This is a genomic window from Thalassotalea fusca (genome assembly GCF_053485835.1).
In genome coordinates this window covers 195,559-219,669 of record NZ_JBQRUN010000006.1, presented here as the reverse complement: position 1 = coordinate 219,669, position 24,111 = coordinate 195,559, and the positions used below count along the sequence as shown (strand labels likewise).

18 protein-coding genes are annotated in these 24,111 nt (G+C 40.8%); 11 read left to right on the top strand and 7 right to left on the bottom strand.

Going from position 1 to position 24,111, the window contains the following annotated elements; all coding sequences use genetic code 11:
• The first annotated feature begins 43 nt into the window (after positions 1–43).
• From ACSLUK_RS09985 to ACSLUK_RS09970, 4 genes are all read left to right on the top strand, one after another.
• Positions 44–1,567: an aldehyde dehydrogenase (NADP(+)) gene (locus ACSLUK_RS09985; protein WP_448548424.1), complete on the top strand. Its 1,524-nt coding sequence runs from the start codon at positions 44–46 to the stop codon at positions 1,565–1,567.
• A gap of 101 nt (positions 1,568–1,668) precedes the next feature.
• Positions 1,669–2,337 carry a GntR family transcriptional regulator gene (locus ACSLUK_RS09980; RefSeq protein WP_448548423.1) on the top strand — a complete coding sequence of 223 codons (669 nt, stop codon included), beginning with the start codon at positions 1,669–1,671 and terminating at the stop codon, positions 2,335–2,337.
• 221 nt (positions 2,338–2,558) lie between these two features.
• Positions 2,559–4,112 (top strand): SulP family inorganic anion transporter, encoded by a 1,554-nt coding sequence (locus tag ACSLUK_RS09975; protein ID WP_448548422.1) that lies wholly within the window; start codon positions 2,559–2,561, stop codon positions 4,110–4,112.
• Positions 4,113–4,196: 84 nt separating this feature from the next.
• Positions 4,197–4,514: a DUF1289 domain-containing protein gene (locus ACSLUK_RS09970; RefSeq protein WP_448548421.1), complete on the top strand. Its 318-nt coding sequence runs from the start codon at positions 4,197–4,199 to the stop codon at positions 4,512–4,514.
• Here the strand turns inward: ACSLUK_RS09970 and ACSLUK_RS09965 are convergent.
• Entirely contained in the window at positions 4,509–6,563 is a 2,055-nt protein-coding gene (locus tag ACSLUK_RS09965) for a winged helix-turn-helix domain-containing protein (RefSeq protein WP_448548420.1), read from the bottom strand. The two genes, ACSLUK_RS09970 and ACSLUK_RS09965, sit on opposite strands and share 6 nt — an antisense overlap.
• Positions 6,564–6,847: 284 nt before the next feature.
• On the opposite strand from ACSLUK_RS09965, the gene ACSLUK_RS09960 reads away from it, so the two are divergent.
• The 3 genes from ACSLUK_RS09960 (at position 6,848) to ACSLUK_RS09950 (ending at position 8,796) form a co-directional block, all read left to right on the top strand.
• Positions 6,848–7,129: a hypothetical protein gene (locus ACSLUK_RS09960; protein WP_448548419.1), complete on the top strand. Its 282-nt coding sequence runs from the start codon at positions 6,848–6,850 to the stop codon at positions 7,127–7,129.
• A 128-nt stretch (positions 7,130–7,257) separates the two neighbouring features.
• Complete coding sequence (locus tag ACSLUK_RS09955) at positions 7,258–7,449, top strand: hypothetical protein (protein ID WP_448548418.1); 192 nt, start codon at positions 7,258–7,260, stop codon at positions 7,447–7,449.
• Positions 7,450–7,494: 45 nt separating this feature from the next.
• Positions 7,495–8,796: a sensor histidine kinase gene (locus ACSLUK_RS09950; RefSeq protein ID WP_448548417.1), complete on the top strand. Its 1,302-nt coding sequence runs from the start codon at positions 7,495–7,497 to the stop codon at positions 8,794–8,796.
• Positions 8,797–8,850: 54 nt separating this feature from the next.
• On the opposite strand, the gene ACSLUK_RS09945 is transcribed toward ACSLUK_RS09950, so the two are convergent.
• A complete protein-coding gene (locus tag ACSLUK_RS09945) occupies positions 8,851–10,371 on the bottom strand; it encodes an HD domain-containing phosphohydrolase (protein ID WP_448548416.1) in 1,521 nt (506 codons plus the stop codon).
• A 283-nt stretch (positions 10,372–10,654) separates the two neighbouring features.
• On the opposite strand from ACSLUK_RS09945, the gene fahA reads away from it, so the two are divergent.
• Positions 10,655–11,977, top strand: a complete 1,323-nt coding sequence (fahA, locus tag ACSLUK_RS09940; RefSeq protein ID WP_448548415.1) for a fumarylacetoacetase — start codon at positions 10,655–10,657, stop codon at positions 11,975–11,977.
• Between the two features lie 623 nt (positions 11,978–12,600).
• The gene (locus ACSLUK_RS09935; protein WP_448548414.1) at positions 12,601–15,171 is read left to right on the top strand and encodes a TonB-dependent receptor plug domain-containing protein; all 2,571 of its coding nucleotides are present in this window, start codon (positions 12,601–12,603) and stop codon (positions 15,169–15,171) included.
• 124 nt (positions 15,172–15,295) lie between these two features.
• Here ACSLUK_RS09935 and ACSLUK_RS09930 read toward each other — a convergent pair whose 3' ends face one another.
• Positions 15,296–16,558 (bottom strand): multifunctional CCA addition/repair protein, encoded by a 1,263-nt coding sequence (locus ACSLUK_RS09930; protein WP_448548413.1) that lies wholly within the window; start codon positions 16,556–16,558, stop codon positions 15,296–15,298.
• A 491-nt stretch (positions 16,559–17,049) separates the two neighbouring features.
• Between ACSLUK_RS09930 and ACSLUK_RS09925 the strand changes: the two genes are divergently transcribed.
• Positions 17,050–17,817, top strand: a complete 768-nt coding sequence (locus ACSLUK_RS09925) for a CPBP family intramembrane glutamic endopeptidase (RefSeq protein ID WP_448548412.1) — start codon at positions 17,050–17,052, stop codon at positions 17,815–17,817.
• Positions 17,818–17,951: 134 nt separating this feature from the next.
• Positions 17,952–19,667 (top strand): AAA family ATPase, encoded by a 1,716-nt coding sequence (locus ACSLUK_RS09920; RefSeq protein ID WP_448548411.1) that lies wholly within the window; start codon positions 17,952–17,954, stop codon positions 19,665–19,667.
• Between the two features lie 18 nt (positions 19,668–19,685).
• Here ACSLUK_RS09920 and ACSLUK_RS09915 read toward each other — a convergent pair whose 3' ends face one another.
• From ACSLUK_RS09915 to leuB, 4 genes are all read right to left on the bottom strand, one after another.
• Positions 19,686–20,918 carry a cyclic di-GMP phosphodiesterase gene (locus ACSLUK_RS09915; RefSeq protein ID WP_448548410.1) on the bottom strand — a complete coding sequence of 411 codons (1,233 nt, stop codon included), beginning with the start codon at positions 20,916–20,918 and terminating at the stop codon, positions 19,686–19,688.
• Between the two features lie 81 nt (positions 20,919–20,999).
• Positions 21,000–21,596 carry a 3-isopropylmalate dehydratase small subunit gene (leuD, locus tag ACSLUK_RS09910; RefSeq protein WP_448548409.1) on the bottom strand — a complete coding sequence of 199 codons (597 nt, stop codon included), beginning with the start codon at positions 21,594–21,596 and terminating at the stop codon, positions 21,000–21,002.
• Positions 21,597–21,598: 2 nt separating this feature from the next.
• The gene (gene leuC, locus ACSLUK_RS09905) at positions 21,599–23,002 is read right to left on the bottom strand and encodes a 3-isopropylmalate dehydratase large subunit (RefSeq protein WP_448548407.1); all 1,404 of its coding nucleotides are present in this window, start codon (positions 23,000–23,002) and stop codon (positions 21,599–21,601) included.
• Position 23,003: 1 nt separating this feature from the next.
• A complete protein-coding gene (gene leuB, locus ACSLUK_RS09900) occupies positions 23,004–24,095 on the bottom strand; it encodes a 3-isopropylmalate dehydrogenase (protein ID WP_448548406.1) in 1,092 nt (363 codons plus the stop codon).
• Between the last annotated feature and the right edge of the window lie 16 nt (positions 24,096–24,111).

Genomic DNA, 24,111 nt, shown 5'->3' with positions numbered 1-24,111 from the left:
GTTCATATATTGAATTAATAAAATTGTAAGTAGGTAGGTAAAAATGACATTAACAGGTAAAAACCTTATTGCAGGTGAATGGTGTGGTAACACCGAAAATGGATTTTCAGCATTTCACGCGGTAAATAATGAGCCAATGGCACAGAATTTTGCTGATGCCACCAAACAAGAAGTCGAACAAGCGATACAAAGAGCACACCTTGCCTTTTCTAGCTATGGTCAATTGCCAGCAACCGAACGCGCTAAATTCTTACGTACAATTGGTGAAGAAATTTTGGCGCTTGGCGATGACTTAGTGGAAATCGCTTGTGCTGAAACCGGGTTACCTAGTGCACGAATTCAAGGAGAAAGAGGGCGTACAATAGGCCAACTTGGGTTATTCGCCGATCTTCTTGAAAGCGGTGAATATCAACCAATTATTGATACGGCAAATCCTGAACGTCAACCACTGCCCAAACCAGATACAAGACTAGGCTATTTACCTCTAGGTGTTGTTAGTGTTTTTGCAGCAAGTAATTTTCCATTAGCTTTTTCTACTGCTGGCGGAGACACTGCATCAGCTCTTGCTGCGGGTTGTCCGGTGCTAATGAAGGCGCACGCTGCTCATCCTGGTACGGCTGAGTTGGTTGCTCGTGCAATTGAAACAGCGATCCAAAAATGCGGCGTTGATGCAGGTGTATTTTCGCTTATTCAAGGTAAGAACTACGGTATTGCAACGCAACTCGTTACCCATCCACTTGTTCAAGCTGTTGGGTTTACGGGCTCAGAACGTGTTGGCATGATATTACAGGCACAAATTAACGAGCGTCCAACACCGATCCCATTTTATGGCGAACTTGGCAGCCTAAATCCTCAGTTTATCTTGCCTAACAAACTAGCACTAGAAGGTGACGCTATAGCACAGGCTTTAGTTGCTTCACTAATGATGGGGCAGGGACAGTTTTGTACGAGTCCAGGTATTTGGGCATTAGTAGAAAGCGAAGATTACGGTGTATTTGCTGAATCAGCGGCGAAAGCGATCGCAGAAACAGAAGCAGGAGTGATGTTAACGCCGGGAATCGCTAGCTCATACAAGCAAGCTGTAAATCAGTGGAAAACGATTGAAGGCGTTCAATTACTTGCAGAGGGTCAATCTGGCGTTGAGCATTTCTGCCAAGCAGCATTATTTGAAACATCATATGAAACATTTGCTAAAACGCCTGCGTTGCATGAAGAAGTATTTGGGTCGTGTGCATTAATTGTTAAATGCCGTGATGTAAATGAGCTTAACGCGCTGATTTCAGGGTTAAAAGGCAACTTAACTGCAAGTATCCACGCTGCAAGTAATGATTTAGCGTTAGCTCAACGTGTTGCACAATTGGCGGTACATAAAGTTGGGCGATTGATATACAACCAAATGCCAACAGGCGTGGAAGTGTGCGCATCGATGAATCATGGTGGACCATTCCCTGCGTCGACAGACGTTAGAACAACGTCGGTTGGCAGTGAAGCGATTAAGCGATTCCAGCGTCCAATCTGTTATCAGAACATGCCGCAGGAGCTACTTCCTAAATTATTAAAGGATTAAAATTTAAAGAAAAATTAAAGAGCTGCAAACTTTGCAGCTTTTTTTTTGTGTTTAATCTTTGAATCCTTATAATAGTGCGCAGATCGAATAGGAAAAAATTCATGAGCATAGTTTACAAAACCCGTACACAGTTAGTTGTTGAAATCTTGAGAGAGAAAATTCTCAATGGTGAAATTAAGGCAGGACAACCTTTACGCCAAGCTGCACTGGCTGAAGAATTAAACGTTAGTAGAATTCCCGTACGTGAAGCACTATTACAACTTGAGGCCGAAGGTCTTGTTGCTTTTGAGCCACATAAAGGCGCTACAGCGACTGAGTTAAATGTTGATCAGGTCGATGAGTTATTCGAATTGCGTGCTATGTTAGAGGGGGATTTACTTGCTGCCTCTATTCCTTACTTAACTGAAGAAAACCTTGAAGAAGCTGAGAGTTTGTTGAAAAAGCTTGATAAAGCATTTGGACAGGAAAACGCTGCCAATACATGGAGTGAGTTAAATTCAGATTACCACAATTGTTTGTATTCAGGTGCTAACAGACCTCAAACACAGGATTTGGTAAATACACTGAATAAGAATGCTGACCGTTATATTCGTATGCATTTATTATGGGCAGGCGGTATTTCTAAAGCAGAATCTGAACACAGTGAATTACTTGGTTACTGTCGAGAGCGCAATGTCGAAAAAGCAGTAGAACTGCTAAAGCAACACATTTTAGGCTCTAGAGATGAAATTAAAGAGTTTTTAAATCAAAGAGATCTTGCTCAAGCTTAAAAACCTTTATTTTTCAAACTATTACCCCACTATCGTGGGTGGGGTAATTTTGAACAATCATTGACATTTACCCTCCATATCTATACTATTCCCGCGCTTTAATACCTAGAAAACTACATTTACTCGATATTTTGTCTATGCTTAGGCAAAAGTACGAGTAATTCCCTAGTCATGTCACTTCTATGGTACAGAATTCACTTAATTAATTGCGCGAGAGTAAAATGTTCGAAATAAAAGCGAGTAAAGCTGGAAACTTGAAGAATGACGTGTTGTCAGGCTTAACCGTTGCACTTGCATTAGTTCCTGAAGCCGTGGCGTTTGCCTTTGTCGCGGGGGTAGAACCTTTAGTTGGCCTGTACGCTGCATTTATGGTGGGGCTTATCACTTCAGTTTTTGGTGGTCGTCCGGGAATGATTTCTGGTGCGACGGGTGCAATGGCTGTTGTTATGGTAAGTTTAGTTGCTATACATGGCGTTGAATACCTGTTTGCCACAGTCGTACTAACCGGGATACTTCAAATTCTAGCGGGCTTGTTTAAGCTCGGAAAGTTTATTCGACTGGTACCTCATCCTGTAATGCTTGGTTTTGTTAATGGACTTGCAATTGTTATATTTCTCGCGCAGCTAGGGCAATTTAAGGTCACAAATGATGCAGGTGAGCTTGTTTGGATGCAAGACTCTCAATTAGCAACTATGGCTGGATTAATTGTACTCACAATGGCAATTATTCACTTCTTGCCAAAATTAACGCGTGCGGTGCCTTCGTCTTTAGTTGCTATTGTAGTCGTTACCGTTATTGTGCACAGCTTAGGCTTAGACGCTCGTACAGTTGTTGATTTCGTTAGAGATATGACGAACAATCCGGAAGCGTCAATTGCTGGTGGCTTACCACAGTTTAGCATTCCGCAAGTACCATTTTCGTTTGAAACCTTTAAGATTATCTTACCTTTTGCCTTGGTGTTAGCGGCAATCGGTTTAATTGAATCCTTACTAACATTAACTTTGATAGATGAACTAACAGGCACACGTGGCCGTGGTAACAAAGAATGTATCGCGCAAGGTGCTGCAAATACCGTAAACGGCTTCTTTGGCGGCATGGGTGGCTGTGCCATGATTGGTCAGTCAATGATTAACGTTAACTCTGGTGGTCGCGGACGTGCTTCAGGAATCACAGCAGCTATCGCATTGCTGATGTTCATCTTATTTGCTTCTAACTACATTGAAATGATACCGCTAGCTGCGTTAGTCGGTGTGATGTTTATTGTGGTAATTGGTACGTTTGAGTGGTCAAGCTTCCGCATTTTAAACAAAGTGCCTAAAGCAGACGCGTTTGTAATCGTTTTGGTCTCTGGTGTTACCGTGGCGACGGATCTCGCTGTTGCGGTAGTGGTAGGTGTCATTGTTTCAGCACTGGTATTTGCGTGGGAGCACGCTAAGCATGTAAGTGTGAAACGTACTACTGTAGAAGGTTCTACAGTTTACGAAGTTGATGGCCCACTCTTCTTTGGTTCGGTGTCTAGTTTCTTAGAACAGTTTGATGTGGAAAACGACAGTGATGACGTCATTGTAGAATTCAAGAATTCTCGGGTTGCGGATCATTCAGCGATTGAAGCTATTGATACTTTGGCTGAACGTTATATTAGCAAAGGTAAAACCATGCACCTTAAGCATCTAAGCGCTGATTGTTTAGAGTTACTGACAAAAGCAGGTGACTTGGTTGAAGTCAATGTGATTGAAGATCCTGATTATCATATTGCTTCTGATAAACTTGCTTAAGATAAATATTAGCTCGCTTAATTTCTAAAGTTGTTAAGCGAGCTTAGGTAATACCAATTGGTATAAATATGGTATAGTGGCAGCATGCAATTAGAGTTTTTTGATGTTCCCAGTCCGTGTATAGGTATTTGTCAATCTGATGACAAAGGCTACTGCATGGGGTGTTTTCGCACACGGGAAGAACGACAAAACTGGATTGACTTAACCACGGATGATAAACAAAAAGTGGTTAAGCGTTGTCAGCAACGTAAAAAACGTAAAGAAAATAAAGGAACGAAAGTAGCTGCTCCTGACAGTGCACAATCCAAAGAACCAGAAATTCAACCATCGTTATTAGACCAACCATCTAGAAGACAGCTAGATAAAAGCAACGACCTTGATTTTGGTGATTTCGAATTATAGGTCGTAAGTAAACTTCAATAACCTATTTACTGACGGCGTTATATGCGTCGCAATACAATGATTTTCGAAAACAATATTTGCTGTTTTACAGTCCCCCATTGAAAATGTGGTTTCATAGTTACTCTGTAAATCGACACGAATAATTGTATTTTCTTCTTGTTCACCAATATAAAGTGCACCTTGATGAATATCCCACATTTCAGGTGGAGAAGGAGAGTATTTAGAGTAAATCAATTGATCTTCACCACCTTCTACATATTGCCAAATCCCTTTTTTATGAAATTTAGAGTAATACAATTTGCCTTGATCAACCACAGCTTTGTAAGCACCATTATTGATTAATAATTTGCTGTCGCTGGTTTCAGGTAAAAAAGTATAAATGGTATTTCTATCATCTAAATATCGGTTGTAAATTAACTTGTTTTGCCAAAATACAGGGTTTTTACCTTTGAATTTCGCAATGGTATTTCCAATATAGCCATTGATAAACTGCGCCAGTATTATTCCTTTGTTTGTTGATATTGCTATTAGATCACGGTTGTCATTGAGCTCAACTCGATAAACAAAATAAGGTTCATCAAAGCTAGATATTTGAATGCGTTTTTGCTCTTTTAACTCGTAACGCCATATTTGGTTAATGCCTGTTTGATTAGAGGTAAACAAGAGTGTGCTACTATCGAGTAATATAGGGGCATTGAGTGACGTATTTGTTGAATCAAGTATTACTTCTGAAATTCCAGTCTCTAGATTATGTAATGAAATGTTTTTCGCGTACATTTCACCTTCAGTGAATAAAAAGCCGCCGGGCGAATAAACAGGTGAGTATATCGCTCGAGTGAGCAATAGTGGCACAAAGCTTTCTATATTTGATTTACCAAGAAAATTAACAGTGCTCAATCCACCATGTGCATTCTTGAATGTTACTAGGGAGTCGTCCAATGCCAATGAAAATAACGGGTAGTCAATGGTTTTCTGCCAAATAGGCTCTTCGAAGTTACCTGTGGCGTGAACTTTTACTATAGTAGCAAACCAATTCAACGAAGTGAGAGTGGCTATAAATTGCTTGTTTGGGCTCACATAAACGCGATATATGCCATGGCCAACATCGTTAGAGAGTTGGATAGTTTCTTTTGCTCCAGTTTCGATGGTGACTTTGTACAGCTGTAAAGGTGATGTTAGCGCATCGCTATCTGTTACCAGTATTTCCTTGTCATTCAGTGCTGCAAGCCCCTTACTAAAAGTGCTCGGGTGGCAATATGTGATACTTTCGTTGTTCAGAATGTTGTGCAGTTCGTCAAACGTAATTTTTCTTATTTCACAAACATTTTTGTTCCATTGCCTAAATACCACGCTGTGTTTGTTTAACCAAGCAGGGTTTGATAGGTTCAAATCTTGCTGACTAAACTGCCATGCATTGCCTGTTTGCGTATTGATAAACTTTAAAAACCAATTACTGGAATTTGATTTCGCGGAATACGCAATCCATTCGCCGTCAGCAGTAGAAGCAGGTGCCGTCTTTAAGGTTTTATTGTCAATAATTTCAATAATGGGTTTATAGGGAGAGTCAGTCTGTTGTGTGTCCGCAACAAAGGAAAATTGCAGTACATAAAATAGCAAAACACATATAGCTATCGCTTGAACAGCGATGATTTGCTTGCTCCAATTTTTAGCTAAGCGGGCTGTTTTTTTTACGAATTCAATGTGGTTAGGTGACAAATCTAGTTCTATTGCATGTGCCTGTCCAATGAATTGATAGCCAGCGCGAGGAATAGTTTTGATAAAAGCGGCTTTTCGATGTGTGTCACCGAGCTTTTTCCGTAAGGTCGATATTACGCGCGTGACAGAGTGTTCCATAACATATTGAGAGCGCCATACCTTCATTAAGTCATTTTTTGAAAGGGTTATACCGACGTTGTTGATAAACAGCTGTAAAAGTGATGACTCTAAATTGTCGAGTTTAAATTCTCGACGATAATCACCATCAATTTTAATGACAATCCCATTTTTGGCACAGAAAAATGTACCTTGCCCTAAGTCATACTGCATCATTATATGCTAATTTTTTTCGATTTTATGTTAACGATTATAACGCTTTCTTTACAAAGTGCTGTTGTCACATTTTTACTATAAATCAGAAAATTAATCCAACTATATAAGGTTTTATAAAGTTCTCGTTACACTTTATTCATTTTTATTTAGTGCGAGATTTGCACTTACCGACCAATATCAATTCGTCTTAAACGTTAAGGCGAAAAATAGTTTATTTGATACTTCTGAATACAATCATTTGTACAAATAAGCCAGATTAAAGTGACAAATAGGAAGAATAAAAAATGAACACAATGATCAAAGTAACAATTGCTGTTTTAGGAATAGCAACTTTTTCAAATGCCAATTCTACGAATGTGGTGTCATCAAATACTAGCAAGCAGAATAATAGTTCGAAAAGTGTGGAGCAAAAAGCCAATTCTGGTTCAAAATTGTTAGAAGACTTTCAAACTTATCTTCAACAAACGATGGGACCAAACATGCGACCAGGTGTAAAGAACCCAAGATGCACACCTTATCCAGAATGTGTTATTTATGGTACTGGTGATAAAGGTGGTAATGATTAACCTGTCAAAACTACTTTGCAAAGCGTATGTATGCCCGATAATGATAACTGGTGATTTTCGGGCATAACTACCTAGCAATTAATGCGTTCTTAACTATGATTTTATAATGAAGAAGTTATGGGGCGTAATTGTTGAACGACACAACAGAAATCTCGGCAATTGAACTAAGAAAGCAAATCAAAGCGCTTGAAGCTGAGGTTGCATTGCTTTCACAATCTAATCCTTTACAGCATGAAGATGATCATCAAACCCAAATTACGCTCTACACAAAGAAGCTTGAGTTGCAATTAGCAGAGCTGACCTATTCTGAAAAATTGTAGCACGCGCTATATCAAATAGCTTCATTACCTACTGTCGAAGTTGACATGAATCAGCTTTATCGAAAGATTCATGAAATTGTGGACCAGTTATTTTATGCCAGAAATATATTCATTGCGCTGTTTGATGAAGACGAAAATAAAATATCATTTCCCTACTTCATTGATGAGAAAGATACGACCATAGACAAGCTAGATGGCGTTTCACTGCCACTAGGGGAAGGGTTAAGTTCTTATGTAATAAAAACACGACAGGCGCAGCTGCTTTCTGCAGAAGATGCAGTGGAGCTTATCAAGGAAGGATTGATTAAGGAAGTGCTTGGGGCGAGCGACTTTACCAGTTGGCTAGGTGCTCCAATGATCTCAAAGCATGCTGTACTGGGCATTATTGTTATTCAAAGTTATGACCCTGATATTGTGTACTATCCGAAGGATCTAAAGATTCTGCAGTTTGTAGCTGATCAGGTTGCTGTTGCTTTAGAAAATGCTATGAATAGTAAGCAAAGGCAGGAAGCACAAGTGAAGCTGGCTGAACAACACAGGGTGTTAGAACAGCAAAATACTGAACTTAATCAAACGATAGCGCGCTTGGAGCGTACGCAAGATGAGTTAGTGCAGCGCGAAAAAATGGCGTCGCTAGGTGGTTTAGTTGCGGGTATTGCGCATGAGATTAATACGCCATTGGGGATCTGCGTGACAGGGATTAGCCATTTAAATGAAGAATATGAGTTGGTAAAACAAAAGCTTGACGCGAAAACGTTAACGCAGGAAGACTTATGTGACTTTTTTAACGAATTAAAACAGACCATAGAGATCTTATCGACAAATATTAATCGTGGTGCCCAGCTGGTTAAGAGCTTTAAACAAGTCGCTGTTGATCAGTCTTCAAATGAGCATCGAACCATCAATGTTGAATGTTATCTCAATGAAATTATCACTTCACTTAAGCCAAAATTAAAGAAAACTCAGCATGTCATTGAGATAAAATGTCAGCCTGGGCTATGCATTCATGTGAACGCTGGCGCATTGTCTCAAATTGTGAGTAATTTAATTATTAACTCACTCATACATGGGTTTATTGATACTAACCACGGCCACATAAAAATAGAGGCGTTTGAGAAAAATGGCTATGCAATCTTGAAATATATGGATAATGGTGTGGGTGTAACAGCAGAAGCGCTTAAGTGTATATTTGAGCCTTTTTATACAACTCGGCGCGCAGATGGTGGCAGTGGCTTAGGTACACACCTTATTTATAATCTCGTTACCAGCGCTTTAAATGGTAAGATAAAAGTACAGAGTCAGCCGGGTAAAGGCATGTCATATCTAATTAAATTTCCGAGCAACTAACCTGTGTTGTTTTAGTTAAACTCACAGTAGTTATTCTTGGTGATTAAGCTGGTGTTAATCTTGAAAGTTTTCATTTATTTCAACTGCTTGGTCAACAATGTTCAACATGGTATCGACAATAGCCGGATCTAGATGTGTTCCTTTAGCGGCCACTAAATAATCAATGACACTATCAATAGGCCAAGCTTCTTTATAGCATCTCTTGTGAGTCAGTGCGTCGAAAACATCCGCGACCGCAACGATTCTCGCAAATATATGAATTTCACTTTCTTTCAAGCCATTTGGATAGCCAGAACCATCCCATTTTTCGTGATGTTGTTGCGATATTATTGCAGCGGCTTGTAAAATTGGCCGAGAAGAACCTGACAAAATTTTATGGCCAATTGCGGGGTGCTGTTTCATTGTCGCCATTTCAGAGTTATCTAGTTTACCTGGCTTGAGTAATACCTTATCGGGCGTGGCGATTTTGCCAATATCATGCATAGGCGCAGCTTGTTTGAGCAATTGACATTCGTCTTCTTCTAACCCTAGCGTCTTAGCAAGCAGGTAAGATACTTCAGAAATTCGACGTATGTGGTTTCCTGCTTCGTTGGATCGGGATTCTACAACATCACCCAGTTTATAAATGAGCTCTTCTTGTGTTTCAATTATTTCTCTATTGAGCAATAAGTTATCAAAAGCGAGACTTATATTACTGGAAAACACTTCCAGCAATTTGATGTCAATTTCATGCAAGGTAGAAATGCCTTTGAGAAATAACAAACTTACTTTCTCGGTTTGGCTCGGAAAATAGCCTACTAAGATGTCTTTCTCTATGATGCTATGTTTGAGCTGAATCGCTTTATTTAGGTAAGACAAGGTGAGCTCATCAATCACTTGCTCTTTGTTTTCATAGCTAATTTGGGCTAATACTTCAAAATCGTCTTCGGTATAGATTGCGCCTAAACCTGAAACTTGCAGTAATACGCCGTCTTTGTTAATTCGAAGCAAAGAAATCACTTGCTCAAGTAAGCCATCAAAAAATTGATGTAAGGTACGTTTGTCGAGGACCTGACTACTCGAATCAATCACACGTTCTAATCCCATGCGATATCGTTCCTGATATTTTCTAGCTTCTTCAATACTTACAATGTCACGATATGCGCGTAATGAACTATAAACAGTGGTAAAAAGCTTTTTACGGTCTAATTCCGTTTTCTCTTTATAGTCGTTAATATCGTAATCAACAATCACCTGTTCTTCGGGTGCTTGACCTGGCTGACCTGTACGAAGAACAATACGAGTGAAGTGATTATTGAGGTCTTCACGCATCCATTTGGCTAAATTCAGACCCGCATCGTCTGTTTCCATAACAACATCAAGAAATACCAGAGCTATGTCACGCTGATTTCGTAATATTTCCTTTGCTTCTTCTGCACTATATGCATTATAAAAATCGATGTGCCTGTTTTCTAATTCAAAGCGCTTTAATGCCATTTGGGTAATAGTATGGACATCTTTCTCATCATCAACTATGAGTACTTTCCAAGGAGGGTAATCATTTTGTGGTGATTGTTCTAAAAAGGGAAGGGACATTTCTCGTCACATTTCAAAGCTACTAATTAACGTATAGCTAATGTCGTCAATATTTCAACCAATCTGCGGCTTTAGATGCAAAAGTTATCAATATTCCATGATGTATGTTTAGAAACATAGCTGTAAAGATATATGTGCAATCATTTCTTGACACTATAAACATTTAGTATTTAGCACGACATAGCGTTTGTTTGGGGCGCTGTTATAATGTGGCTCATTGAATCCAAAGGTAACTTTTACTGATTGGTATAACTATGTACATATTCGTTGGAGCGAAGTCTAAATGTCTAGTCAACACTTATTAAATGAAACGCATAATCCTGAACTTAGAAGCTGGGTAGAGTCTGCTAATCAACCTGGCAATGATTTTCCAATTCAAAACCTTCCGTTTGCGGTTTTTCGTCGCAAAGGTAGTAATGAGAACTTTCGCGGTGGTGTTGCCATTGGTGACCAAGTCGTTGATTTAAAAGCAGTCAAAGCACTTGATGTGTTTTCTGGGTTAGCGCAAGAGGGTCTTGCTGCGTGCGATAATCAAGCGTTAAATGAGTTTATGGGCATGGGCAAGGCCGTATGGCATGCCGTTCGCGTAGCATTGTCTGAAGGCCTAGCTACCGGTAGTGCTTTAGAATCGCAATTAGCAACATGTTTAGTGCCTATGGCTGATGTTGAGTATGATTTACCGTGTCGAATTGGTGATTACACGGATTTTTATACTTCCATTCATCATGCAACATCAGTGGGTAAATTGTTTCGTCCTGACAACCCGTTGTTACCAAATTACAAATGGGTGCCAATTGGCTACCATGGCCGCTCTTCTTCAATTGAAGTTTCAGGTCATTCTTTTAAACGCCCTAAAGGACAACTTAAGCCGCCTACAGCCGATACGCCGGTATTCGGAGCTTGTAAACGTCTAGACTACGAAATGGAAGTTGGTATTTATATCGGTAACGGTAACGAGCTCGGTGATACCATCTCAATGGATGAAGCAGAAGATCACGTGTTTGGTATTTGCTTGTTCAATGACTGGTCTGCGCGTGATATTCAAGGCTGGGAATACCAACCATTAGGGCCATTCCTTGCGAAAAACTTTGTTTCTACGGTTTCTCCTTGGATTGTTACTACAGAAGCGTTAGCTCCTTACCGTTGTGCCTGGACACGTGATGAAAGTGATCCTCAGCCATTAGAATATCTTGAGTCTTCATTAAACCGCGAAGCAGGGGCATTTGATATTCAGCTAGAAGTGCAGCTTGAAACAGAAAAAATGCGTAATGCGAATGATCAAGCCGCCCGTTTGTCTTTGTCTAGCTTCCGCCATTCATATTGGACTGTCGCTCAAATGGTAACGCACCATACTGTAAATGGGTGTAACCTACAACCAGGCGATATGTTTGGTAGTGGCACGCAGTCAGGACCAACGCACGAAGAAGCTGGCTCTATGCTTGAGTTAAGTATTGGTGGTAAAGAACAGATCTCACTACCAAATGGTGAACAACGTACGTTTTTGGAAGACGGCGACAATGTTATTATGAAAGGTTGGTGTGAAAAAGATGGAGCTGCGCGTATTGGCTTTGGTGAGGTGTCAGCGCTTATACTACCTGCAGAATAATTGTTACTAATTATTTAGTTTAAAAGCGCTCATATGGGCGCTTTTTTGTACCCTTAAAATTTCTTATTCGCACCATTGTTTCACTCTTCATACAACAAACTCGTGAAAAAACAGTTCAGTAGTTTAGCCAAAACTGGGGCTTTTTTGGTATTCGATTTATCCTCAATTGATTTTGGTAAATTCGTCAACTTTGCTTTACTGTATAAATTATATTTTGTTAAATTCGTGTGAAAACCCCGTTTTCTGGTTTTTATTTGTACAAAAGTTGTCTCAATAATAAAAAAAATTGATGATTTTTTTCCGATGTTTTTTCAGCTTACATCTGTAAAATTTTACGAAGGTTTTCGCACAAAAGAACTACGAAAGTTTTCTGTGAGCGGTTGTTTTATAGGCGTTTCACGCAAACTCAAAGTTGTGACGCTCCATAAACTGAAAATCCTGTCAAAGTAAAAAATCCTATAAAATCGTTAATCTATCGCATTTTTTTTGGCTGTAACTTACTTGTAATGCGTTTCTGACTGTTCTATATATAGATAAGCCGAAAATTAGAAGTCGCATTATAAGTGGCTCATTAGGCAACATAATAATTAGAATTTTTCTATGAAAGCTAGGAAGGAAATAACATGTCAAAACAATTCCGTGCCGGAACGTTAGCTCTTGCCGTAGGGTTAGCGCTAGGCAACGCACCCGTGTATGCAGCAGAAGCAGAAACAGCTGCAAAAAAAGAAAATGTTGAACGTATTGCGATCGTTGGTTCGCGTGCAGCACCTCGTTCAGTGGCTGAATCGCCAGTACCTGTTGATATTGTAGGTGCAGATGAACTGAGCAAAAATGGTTCGTCAGATATGCTTGATATGCTTCAAGCGGCCGTCCCATCGTTTAACGTACGTCAGCAACCAATTTCAGATGCTGCATCGTTTATTCGTCCGGTGAACCTTCGTGGTTTATCATCAGATTCAACATTAATTCTATTGAATGGTAAGCGCCGTCATCGTGCTTCTGTTATTGCTTTCCAAGGTGGTGGCGTTAACGATGGTGCTCAAGGTCCTGATATTTCAGTTATTCCTTCGGTAGCATTAAAACAAGTAGAAGTACTACGTGATGGTGCAGCAGCACAATATGGTTCAGATGCTATCGCTGGTGTTATGAACTTTGTTTTGAAAGATGATGCTGATGGCGGTTCGATCTCGGTTCGTTCAGGCGAATATTATGACGGTGACGGTGAACAGCTTGTTGTTGATGGTAACATCGGCCTACCGTTCACTGATGATGGTTTTGCAAACTTAAGCTTTCAATACAAGAACGCTGATGCGACAAGTCGTTCAGTACAACGCCCTGATGCTCAAGCATTAATCGATGCAGGTAACTCAGCAGTTAACGATCCTGCGCAAGTCTGGGGTAACCCTGAAATCGAAGACGATATCACAATTTTCGGTAATATCGGTCTAGATTTAGGTAATGACAAAGAATTCTATATGTTCGGTAACTATTCTGACCGAACTGCAACAGGTGGCTACTATTATCGTAACCCGCAAAACCGTGGCGGTGTATTTACCGATGGTGATGGTAACCTTTTAGTTGGTGCGATGGACGGCAATGCAGCTGCATGTCCTAATATTCCAATTACTTCTGGCAACGTACTTAATCAACAAGATTATATCGATAATGTAGCCAATAACGACAACTGTTGGGCATTCAACGAGTTGTTCCCTGGTGGTTATACGCCGCAATTTACGGGCGACATTAATGACACGTCTTTAACAGCAGGTGTTAAAGGGGAAATTAAAGGCGGATTCTTAGATGAAGCATACTTTGACATTAGTGGTTCTGTTGGTCGAAACAAGTCTACTTATACACTAGCAAACACGGTAAACCCTTCAATGGGGGCAAACCAACCATTTGATAATACGTTTGACACGGGTTCTTACATCCAGTTGGAAAAAGCCTTTAACGTTGATGTGTCAAAAAGTGTTGAGGTAGGTTTGGATGAGCCAATGAACTTAGCATTTGGTGCTGAGTGGCGCCAAGAAAGCTTTGAAATTGTTTCAGGTGAAGAAGCATCTTGGAAACAAGGTCCATTAGCGACTCAAGGCTTCAGTGTTGGGTCACACGGTTTTGCTGGTTTCTCACCTGAGTCACAAGGTATCAACAAGCGTCAAAGTATTGCTGCTTACGTTGATGTTGAAGCTCAGTTAACTGAAGATTTCTTAGTGGGTGCTGCGCTTCGTTATGAAGACTTCTCATCATTTGGTGATACGCTTAACTATAAACTAACTGCGCAATATGCAATTAATGACGAATTATCAATTCGTGGTTCTCATTCAACAGGCTTCCGCGCCCCTACTGTAGGTCAGGCGAACGTTGTAAATACACAAACGTCATTGGTTAATGGCGAGTTAGTGCAATCAGCAACTTATCCACCAACACACCCGGTTTCAGCTGTTAAAGGTGGTGTAGAGCTTGAGCCGGAAGAGTCAGAAAGCTTTGCAGTTGGTTTAGTTTATCAAACTGGCGACTTCTTCCTAACAGTTGATGCGTATACGATTGAAGTTACTGACCGTGTTGCACAAACAGATAAACTAGACATTACGCAAGCTGATGTAAATGCATTACAAGGTATTTACCCAAGCCCTGAATTGTTATTAGGTGGTAAAGTTACATTCTTTGCTAACGACTTCGACACGACTACACAAGGTGTTGACGTAGTAGCTAACTATTCTATGGAGTTAATGGGCGGCGATACTAAATTTAGCTTGGCATATAACTACAACTCAACAGAAGTAGACAACCCAGGCAAATTCACTACCGGCTTTAAAGTAAGACGTTTGGAAGAAGGTATTCCTGAGCATCGTGCAACGTTTACTATTGCGCAATCTTGGGATGACGTAAGCATGTTTGTTCGTGCGAACTACTTTGGTGAGTGGTTTGCGACGCATGCGGATGAGCCTGATGAGTTTAGCTCATACGGTTGGTCAGAAACTGTTGGTTCTTCTTATACAATTGATGCTGAAGTTAGCTACTTTGTAAATGAAAACTGGACGTTATCGGCTGGTGCTAACAATATCTTTGACGAAGAAGCACAAGAACTTCAAAAAGGCGGCGCTTATAGTGTTGTTGGTGCGAAGTTCTACGAAAGTGGTCCATTCGATTACAACGGTGGCTTCTACTACGTAAAAGCGACATATAACTTCTAGTCTTTCTAGAACACTCTGAACTAAATTAAAAGCCACATATTTTGTGGCTTTTTTATTTTTGCTTTTTGACCCGTCCTAAATAAGGTTGACACTTTTCCTCCACTAAATTGGAGTGTTATGACGTCTAATTAGGCCATTTAAATTCGGTCTTATGCATTTTTATGGCATCTAGGCGGGCACTACTAATAGCGTGCTTAATTTCAATGCCTATTAAACCCTGTTCAACGAACGGTTTCGCGATGATTTGAGAAGCTATGTTAAACAGTTCTTGCAAATATTCTTTTTGTACATAGGGCGAACTTTCTAAGCCTTTTCTGCCTTGAAAATCTGCCTGACATACCAGAAGAAAGTCATGGAAGTCGTTTGGTTTATTCCAGGCACTAAGCTGATCAAATAATTTTAGAATTGTTGTCGCTTTTAATTCTCGTGCTTTGTGGACATGGAGATGAAATTCACAGACTTGCAAGGACAATAATTTGATGTGATTGGGCACTCTAATGCGCTCACAAATTGCTTTTACAAGTGGTAAGCCTGATTTTTCATGACCTCTATGACTCGGCCATTTTTCAGGCGGCGTTAGAGACTTTCCTAAATCATGACACAGTGCCGCAAATCGAATAGACAATTTGTCAGACAGTTCTGCTGCCCGACGTAGCACCATCATAGTGTGTTCGCCTGTGCAGATTTCAGGGTGCCATTGGGCTGGATTGGGAATGCCCCAAAGTGCATCCAGTTCTGGCCAAAGTTGCTTTAATGCCCCACATTGCCTTAAAACAAGTATGAAAACATCAGGATTCGTTTCGCTTAATCCACCCTCAAACTCTTTCCAAATTCGCTCGGCAGATAATGTTTTTAGCTCATCACTATCAACGACTTGTTTCATCAGAGCCATAGTTTCAGGCGCTACTGTAAAGTTGAGGTAGTGATAGCGTGCAGCAAAACGAGCAACACGTAGCACCCGAAGTGGGTCTTCAACAAACGCTTCTGATACATGACGCAGAACTTTATTTTTCAAATCTGCCATACCGTTGTATGGATCTATAATCGCTCCATCAATGGACTGCGCCATCGCATTTACAGTGAGATCACGACGAAATAAGTCTTGCTCAATGGTCACATCTGGTGAAGCATAACAAACAAAGCCTGTATATCCGGTGCCTTTCTTACGCTCAGTGCGAGCAAGTGCATATTCTTCTTTAGTTTCTGGGTGTAAAAATACAGGGAAATCTTTGCCAACTTGCTTAAATCCACGATCAAGCATTTGCTCGACCTGACCGCCGACAACCAAGAAATCACGTTCAACGACTTGTCTGCCAAGTAGCGCATCTCTTACTGCACCACCGACGAGATATATATCTAAACCATCTGTAGAAACTTGCTTACTCATCAAGACAACTTCATACCTTAAAAATATGAGTGATCATATCACAGAAGATGGTTAAAGTGCGCTACTGAGTCAATACCACTTGACCTAGATGCATACTCAATCATAAGAACACTATTGCGCCCATTGATGTGCGTTGTAATTATTTAAAAAATAATAGCTATATTTTCACAACATTAACGCAATAAAAATCCTATGTATTTCGCTCGCAAATTTTTACAAACATATTAACTTTGATAGTCGCCTATAGACAAAAGTGAGCCTTGTGGTTGCACCCCAGCCTAATTACAGAACTTATCTAGTTTACAAATGGCTGGTGGTCTGATATCCAATATAGGCCATGAAATTAGTAGCGGGTTAGTATGTGAATGGGGGAGATAGCTTGGTTCTTGGCTTTATGATGTAACTCACTAAGCGAAAACTAAATAGAGGTTCTAGTCGAGTTTAATGCGCAACTCTCGGCTAGCAAAATAAATGCAAAAGGACACGCAGGTATGAGCATTGCCGTTAATCACAAATCAACACGTTTAACTATGGAAAGTAGTCAGACTTACATGAGCTTTGGGAAAATAGCGCTATGGCTTGTTGCTCTATATATTATCCCTAAATTCTATTCTTACATTATTCTGCTCGGCTCATATTACGTGCAACAAGAAAGTGCTGTCACTAGTGATGGATTTTTACTGTGGATGCAAAAAACTAGCGTCATGTTGACAGGCTCGGCACTGGCCTTTCTCTTAACTATTCCTGTTTTAGCAAAAGTAACGGAAGGGGCTAACTGGCAACAACGATGCCAATGGTTAAATATTCACAAGGTAAATGCTGTCAAATTATTAGCTTGGGGCGCTGGCTTTGCAGGTATATTTTTAGTCTTTCAGGTGTTAAACATAGCACTCGATGTGCCAGCAGAGCCATTTATGGCAAAACTTAAAGTTGAGTTTTCTGACAGTCCGTTAATATTCTTGTTATTTTTTTGCGCATGTGTACTTGCACCTTTGTTTGAAGAAATTGTATTGAGAGGCTGGCTGTATCAAAGGCTGCTAAATAAACAGGTCAACGAAAAAGTTGTTATCGTCTTATCCTCGCTTTTATTCGCAGTAAGCCACGAGCAGTATGGCCACTATTTGACATTCTTTGCTATTTTTACTTACGGCTGTTTTTTAGCGATTGTTCGTAGCAGAACACAAAATTTATCTTATCCGATACTGATTCATATGTTGTATAACACAGCGCTATTAGTGCATTTATTTTTCTTTAGTTAATTGCCTAAAGTGACGAGAGGGAAAAATTTAGATTTAGAGTCGCGATATGCAGACTGGTGAAATGAACTTACAGCCTTTGACATAACCCTATATTCACGGTAATTTCATCGACAATTGGATTTTGAGTTGATGATATGTACACCGGATATTTTGGTTTAAAAGAAGCACCATTTACCATTGCACCAAACCCTGCTTATTTGTTTATGAGTGATCGTCATAGAGAGGCGCTTGCGCACTTAACCTACGGGCTAGGTGATACTGGTGGGTTCGTATTGCTAACTGGCGAGGTAGGGACGGGAAAAACCACTATTTGTCGTACGGTAATGGAGCAACTGCCTGACAATACTCAAGCAGCGTTTATTTTGAATCCTACGTTGTCATGTGAAGAGTTGTTAGCAACCTTGTGTGACGAATTAAAGATTCGTTATAAAAAAACAGGGGCATCAATAAAGTATTTCACTGATAAAATTCATCAGCAATTGCTCGATAATCATGAAAAAGGAATAAACACACTTTTAGTGATTGATGAAGCGCAACATTTGCAGGCAGAGGTGCTCGAACAATTACGGTTATTAACTAATTTAGAAACCAATACCAAAAAGTTGCTGCAAGTCATTCTAATTGGCCAACCAGAATTGCAGCAGTTACTCCAGCGGAGAGATTTACGTCAACTGGCACAACGAATAACCGCTCGTTATCATTTAATGCCTTTAACGCTTGCTGAAGTTGAACAGTATATTAAGCACCGACTTTCGGTAGCAGAGTGTGTTCGTCCTTTGTTTAATCGAGGTGCGGTTAAACAGATTCATCGCATTTCGAAAGGTATTCCACGGGTGATGAACTTGCTGTGTGAACGCTCACTTATTAATGCCTTTAACAGTAACGATACTGTAGTGAACGCGGCGATTGTCAAACGTTCTGCGATTGATGCGCTAGGCCCAGAGGCCGAAGTAAAGTCTGTATGGGTATCAACTCCTTTTAAGTTGATGTATACGAGTGTTGCGATTGTTGCGTCTGTCGGGCTAGGGTACTTCGTTGGCTTTGAACGACAAGCAACAGATATGAATACGTTTGATTCTGCTAAGCAACATTTGGTCTCACCGCCATCAAATCATTTAATTCCAGCAGACAGAAACGAAATGTATCAAGCGCATGCGAGCTTGCAATCACCAACCTTGCAAACACCAATCATGCAAACACCGCCAGCGCAAGTTTCGTCATCTTCTGATGACGCTATGCAATCCAGTCCTCGTGATGGAAGTTTTGCGCAGTCGCAAGATGAAACAAAGCGCTCCACAGAGTTTTCTACTGACAAAATAGCGGTTCAGGAAACACCAACAAAGGCAATAAATGTAGAAACAGCGGTTGAAGAAGAGAGTGTCTTGGCCTCCCAGCAAGAGACTAGCGAGCCTAATGAAGAAGATTTTAAGGTGCTTGGTTACCAACCTGAAAAGTACCAACAAGCGCAATCACGTAAGGTATTTACTGTAGAGCAGGGTGAAGGCGTATCGGATGAATTGTTAGCGAGATTTCAATCTGCCATTACAGCAACAGAACAGGAAGTTAGTTCGGATATATTGTCGTCTGAGCAATCTACTGATGAGCTATATTCGGAAATTATGCCTTTACATGAAATGCCAGAAGCTTTCAAAGATGCGTTGCCCGAAATTTCTTTTGAAATGCATATTTACGCAACAGATGGCAAAGGCTGGGTGCGTGTAAATGGTGAAGATAGATACCAAGGCGACGAAATTATTGGTGGTGTTGAAATTACTGAGATATTGCCACAACGTGTAGTGTTATCGTTTAATGGTGAAAAGTTTAGCATGCCTGCTTTGTCAAGCTGGTAGGAGAATCGAGCGATTTAATTAATCGATGAATGCTGTTTTGAAAAAGCCCAGTAAATTGATATTAAATTCCTCTGGTCGAATGCTGCACTCAATTTGATCTCGTGCTTTAGAGCTGCTCAAATCAATTTCTTCAATTGGAATGGCTTGGCTCATACGCGTGTTGTAAAACACTTTCACAAACGGTTTGAGTGGTTTGGCTGAGTTTAGTCGGCTAATTAACCCGAGTTTTCCGCTATCCAGTTTAACTAACGTACCAACTGGATAGAGCCCTAAACATTGAATAAAACTTTCAACCAGCGCTTTGTCGTATGAGCTGTCGACACATTGCTTGAGGTTTTTAAAGGCGTTAATTGGGTGCATGCCAGACTTATATACGCGGTCAGCGGTCATTGCGTCGTAGCTATCAACTATGGCAATGACACGTCCATATTTTGATATTTGCTTGTCGGTAAGCTGAAGCGGATAGCCATTGCCGTCCAAGCGCTCATGATGTTCTTTTACCATGCTTATGGCAATGTGTGACAAATGGGCAGATTCTTCCAGTAACTCTACACCCAGTTGCACATGGCGTTGCATTTGTTGGTATTCTTTGTCTGTTAATCGGGCTGGCTTATGCAAAATTGCATCAGGAATGCGAATTTTACCTATGTCATGCAAGAATGCGCCTAGTGCTAGTTGCTCTATAACTTCCCGTTTCTCACCTAGATGTTTGGCAAATATTGTCGTTAAAATTGAAACGTTTAGCGAATGTTCGATCAGATACTCATCCTTCATTCGTAGCCTTGCCATACAGGCAAGAGCATCTTGATTGCGAAAAATGGAATCTACAATCGCATCTGTTTGTAATCGCGCTGACTCAATATCGAACATTTTTCCACTGGCGATATCATTGAGAATTTTTGACTGTAGTTCTTTTGCATTGCCATAAAGCTTACTAGCCGTCTTCATTTCATGATCGAGTGAAACCTTGGGTTGAAATTGCGCAGGCGGAGTTTCTACTTGTGCTGTATTGCCAACTTCTACTGCGGGCAATTCTTGTGCGGGTTTGTTTTTATCTTTATCAGGATCTACTGATACGTGCGTGACGCCAGACTTTTCTAATCGATTGATAGCGTCATTATTTAGCACATATCCTTCGGACTTTACGGTTACACTCTTTTTGCCGCTGACTATTTCGACAACGTACATGCCTATTCTAAGCTGAGAGATTGGAATTTTGATAATTGAGTGTTTGATATCTTGTGCTGGCATGTAATTGGCTACTTTTGAATTCTCGTACCTACACCTAAACTATGTATAATCATAGTTCAGGTGTAGTGAATTGCGCCAGTTTTATTGCCAAGCTGGCATGTTGCGTTCAAATGCTTCTATTTTATCAAGCTTTTGCAATGTCCAGCCTACACTATCAATACCTTGTTCTAAACAATATTGATGAAAACTATCCAGTGAAAATGGGAAACTTTCATCGCCAGCAGAAATGGTATTTCCTGTTAAATCAACCGTTAGCGTTAGCTGTGCATTGGGCGCAAGTGCAAATAAGCGATTGATTTGCTCTTCGGATAATTTAATTGGCAACACACCGATATTGATACAGTTCGCGTAAAAAATATCGGCAAAACTAGGAGCGATGATTACTTTGAATCCGTATTCCTGTAATGCCCAAGGCGCATGTTCACGGCTTGAGCCACAGCCGAAATTTTCACGAGTTAGCAAAATACTGGCATCTTGATACTGTGCTTCATTCAGAATGAATTCAGGGTTGTTTTGCGTTCCCTGTTCATCTAAATATCGCCAATCATGAAACAAATGCTGACCAAATCCAACACGTTCTGTTTTCTGTAAAAACTGCTTAGGGATAATTTGGTCAGTGTCAACATTTGCTGTGTCTAATGGCACAACTAAGCCGGTATGTGTAGTGAATTTTTCCATGATTATGCCTCCGTAGCGCCTAAATCGACAAAATGTCCAGCTATGGCTGCCGCAGCTGCCATTTCTGGGCTAACCAGATGGGTACGACTGCCTCGTCCCTGACGGCCTTCAAAGTTTCGGTTACTCGTTGACGCACAACGATCGCCTTCTGCTAGTTTGTCATCGTTCATACCTAAGCACATTGAACAACCAGGCAATCGCCATTCAAACCCTGCCGCTGTGAAAATATCGGCTAAGCCCTCTTGTTCTGCTTGTTCCTTAACACGGTATGAGCCAGGGACGATTATTGCGTCAACAGAACTCGCCACTGTCTTGCCTTTGGCTATAGCCGCAGCTGCGCGTAGGTCTTCAATTCGTGAATTAGTACAAGAGCCAATGAATACTTTGTTAATGGCGATGTCAGTTATTTTCATTCCAGCTTCTAACCCCATATAGGCTAGCGCTTTCTTGCAAGAGTCTTGCGCTACAGGATCAGAGAAATCACTGGGAGAGGGGACAACTCCGTCAATGGCTGTTACTTGCCCTGGGGTGGTTCCCCAAGTAACTTGTGCCTTTATGTCTTTACCTTCTAACACAATGACTTGATCGAATGATGCATCTGCGTCTGAATATAACGTTTGCCAATCAGCGACAGCTTGTTCCCACAATTCATCTTTGGGTGCGTATTCTTTGCCTTTTAAGTAGGCAAATGTGGTGTCGTCTGGTGCGATTAAGCCTGCTTTGGCGCCAAATTCAATACTCATATTACAGATGGTCATGCGTTCTTCCATCGTTAAAGATGAAATGACATCTCCGCAATATTCGACGACATAACCCGTTGCGCCTGCGCTACCCGTTTTTCCTATGATGGCTAGAATTATGTCTTTGGCGCTTATGCCTGGCGCAACTTTGCCTCGTACCTCAATTTTCATCGTTTTGGCTTTTGTTTGGCGCAATGTTTGTGTCGCAAAAACATGCTCAACTTCTGATGTACCAATACCAAACGCTAAAGCACCAAAGGCACCATGGGTCGCCGTATGTGAATCACCGCAAACGATAATGGTGCCAGGTAACGTCAAGCCTAGTTCAGGCCCCATAACGTGTACAATGCCTTGGTTTTTGTGTCCCATACCAAATAACTCAATGCCAAACTCTTTACAGTTTTTCTCAAGTGTTCGTAACTGGTTGGCAGCACCTTCACCCGCGGCATCTATCTTAATAGATCGCGTTGAAATATTGTGATCCATCGTTGCTATCGTGCGCTCTGGGTGGCGTAACTTACGGTTATGAAAACGCAAGTTTGCAAATGCTTGCGGTGAAGTTACTTCGTGGATCAAATGACGATCAACGTAAAGTAATGGTGTTTCACCTGCCTTTTCTTCAACTAAATGGCGTTGCCATAATTTATTGTATAACGTACTCGCCATGTTATGACTCCTTAATGAATTTACAGATGATATCGCCCATTTCACTCGTCGTTTTTGCCTGCGAAGCTTGTTCTGCATTTAAAAGATCTCGTGTGTAATTGCCTGCATCTAAAGCCTTTGCTACAGCGCTTTCAATCGCTGTAGCCGCAGCGTCTTGTTGTAAGCTGTATCTAAGCAATAGCGCTGCTGACAAGATTTGGGCGATTGGATTGGCAATTCCTTTACCAGCAATATCAGGTGCAGTGCCACCCGCTGGTTCATACATACCAAAACCATTTTCATTCAAACTTGCTGACGGTAAAAGACCCATTGAACCTGTGATCATGGCGCATATGTCAGACAAAATATCGCCAAATAGATTTGAGCACAGCATGACATCAAATTGCGCGGGATTTCTCACTAATTGCATCGCTGCGTTATCCACATACATGTGCTCTAGAGTCACTTGTGGAAATTCCTGAGCAATCTCGTTTACTACTTCGCGCCATAATTGTGAACTTGCCAGTACATTGGCCTTATCTATCGAAATAACTTTGTTGTTACGCTTTTGCGCTGCTTCAAAAGCCAATCTGGCGATTCTCGCGATTTCATGTCTGCTATAAATCATGGTATCAAATGCGGCTTCTTCCAGACTTCCTTGATTCTTTCGACCTTTAGGTTCGCCGAAATAAATACCGCCAGTTAATTCTCTCATCACCAAAATATCAAAGCCGGTTGAGGAAATATCAGCTCGCAACGGTGAAAGTGATGACATAGCAGGTTGTAGTTGTGCAGGGCGCATATTGCAAAATAAGCCAAAATGGCCTCTCAATCCAAGTAATGATGCACGCTCTGGTTGTTCTGTTGGTGGTAAGTTTGTCCATTTAGGGCCGCCAACAGAGCCGAATAGTATGGCATCTGCTTGTTCACAGCCTTTAATCGTTGAGTCGGGTAGGGCCGTGCCGTGGTTGTCTATCGCACATCCACCAACGTCGTAATGATTAAAACTAATGGGAAAACTAAATTTATCAGCTACGGTTCGTAATACTTTTTCAGCTTCGGCCATCACTTCTGGGCCTATACCGTCACCAGCTAATATTGCAATTGAAGACATGTTGATATTTCCTTTA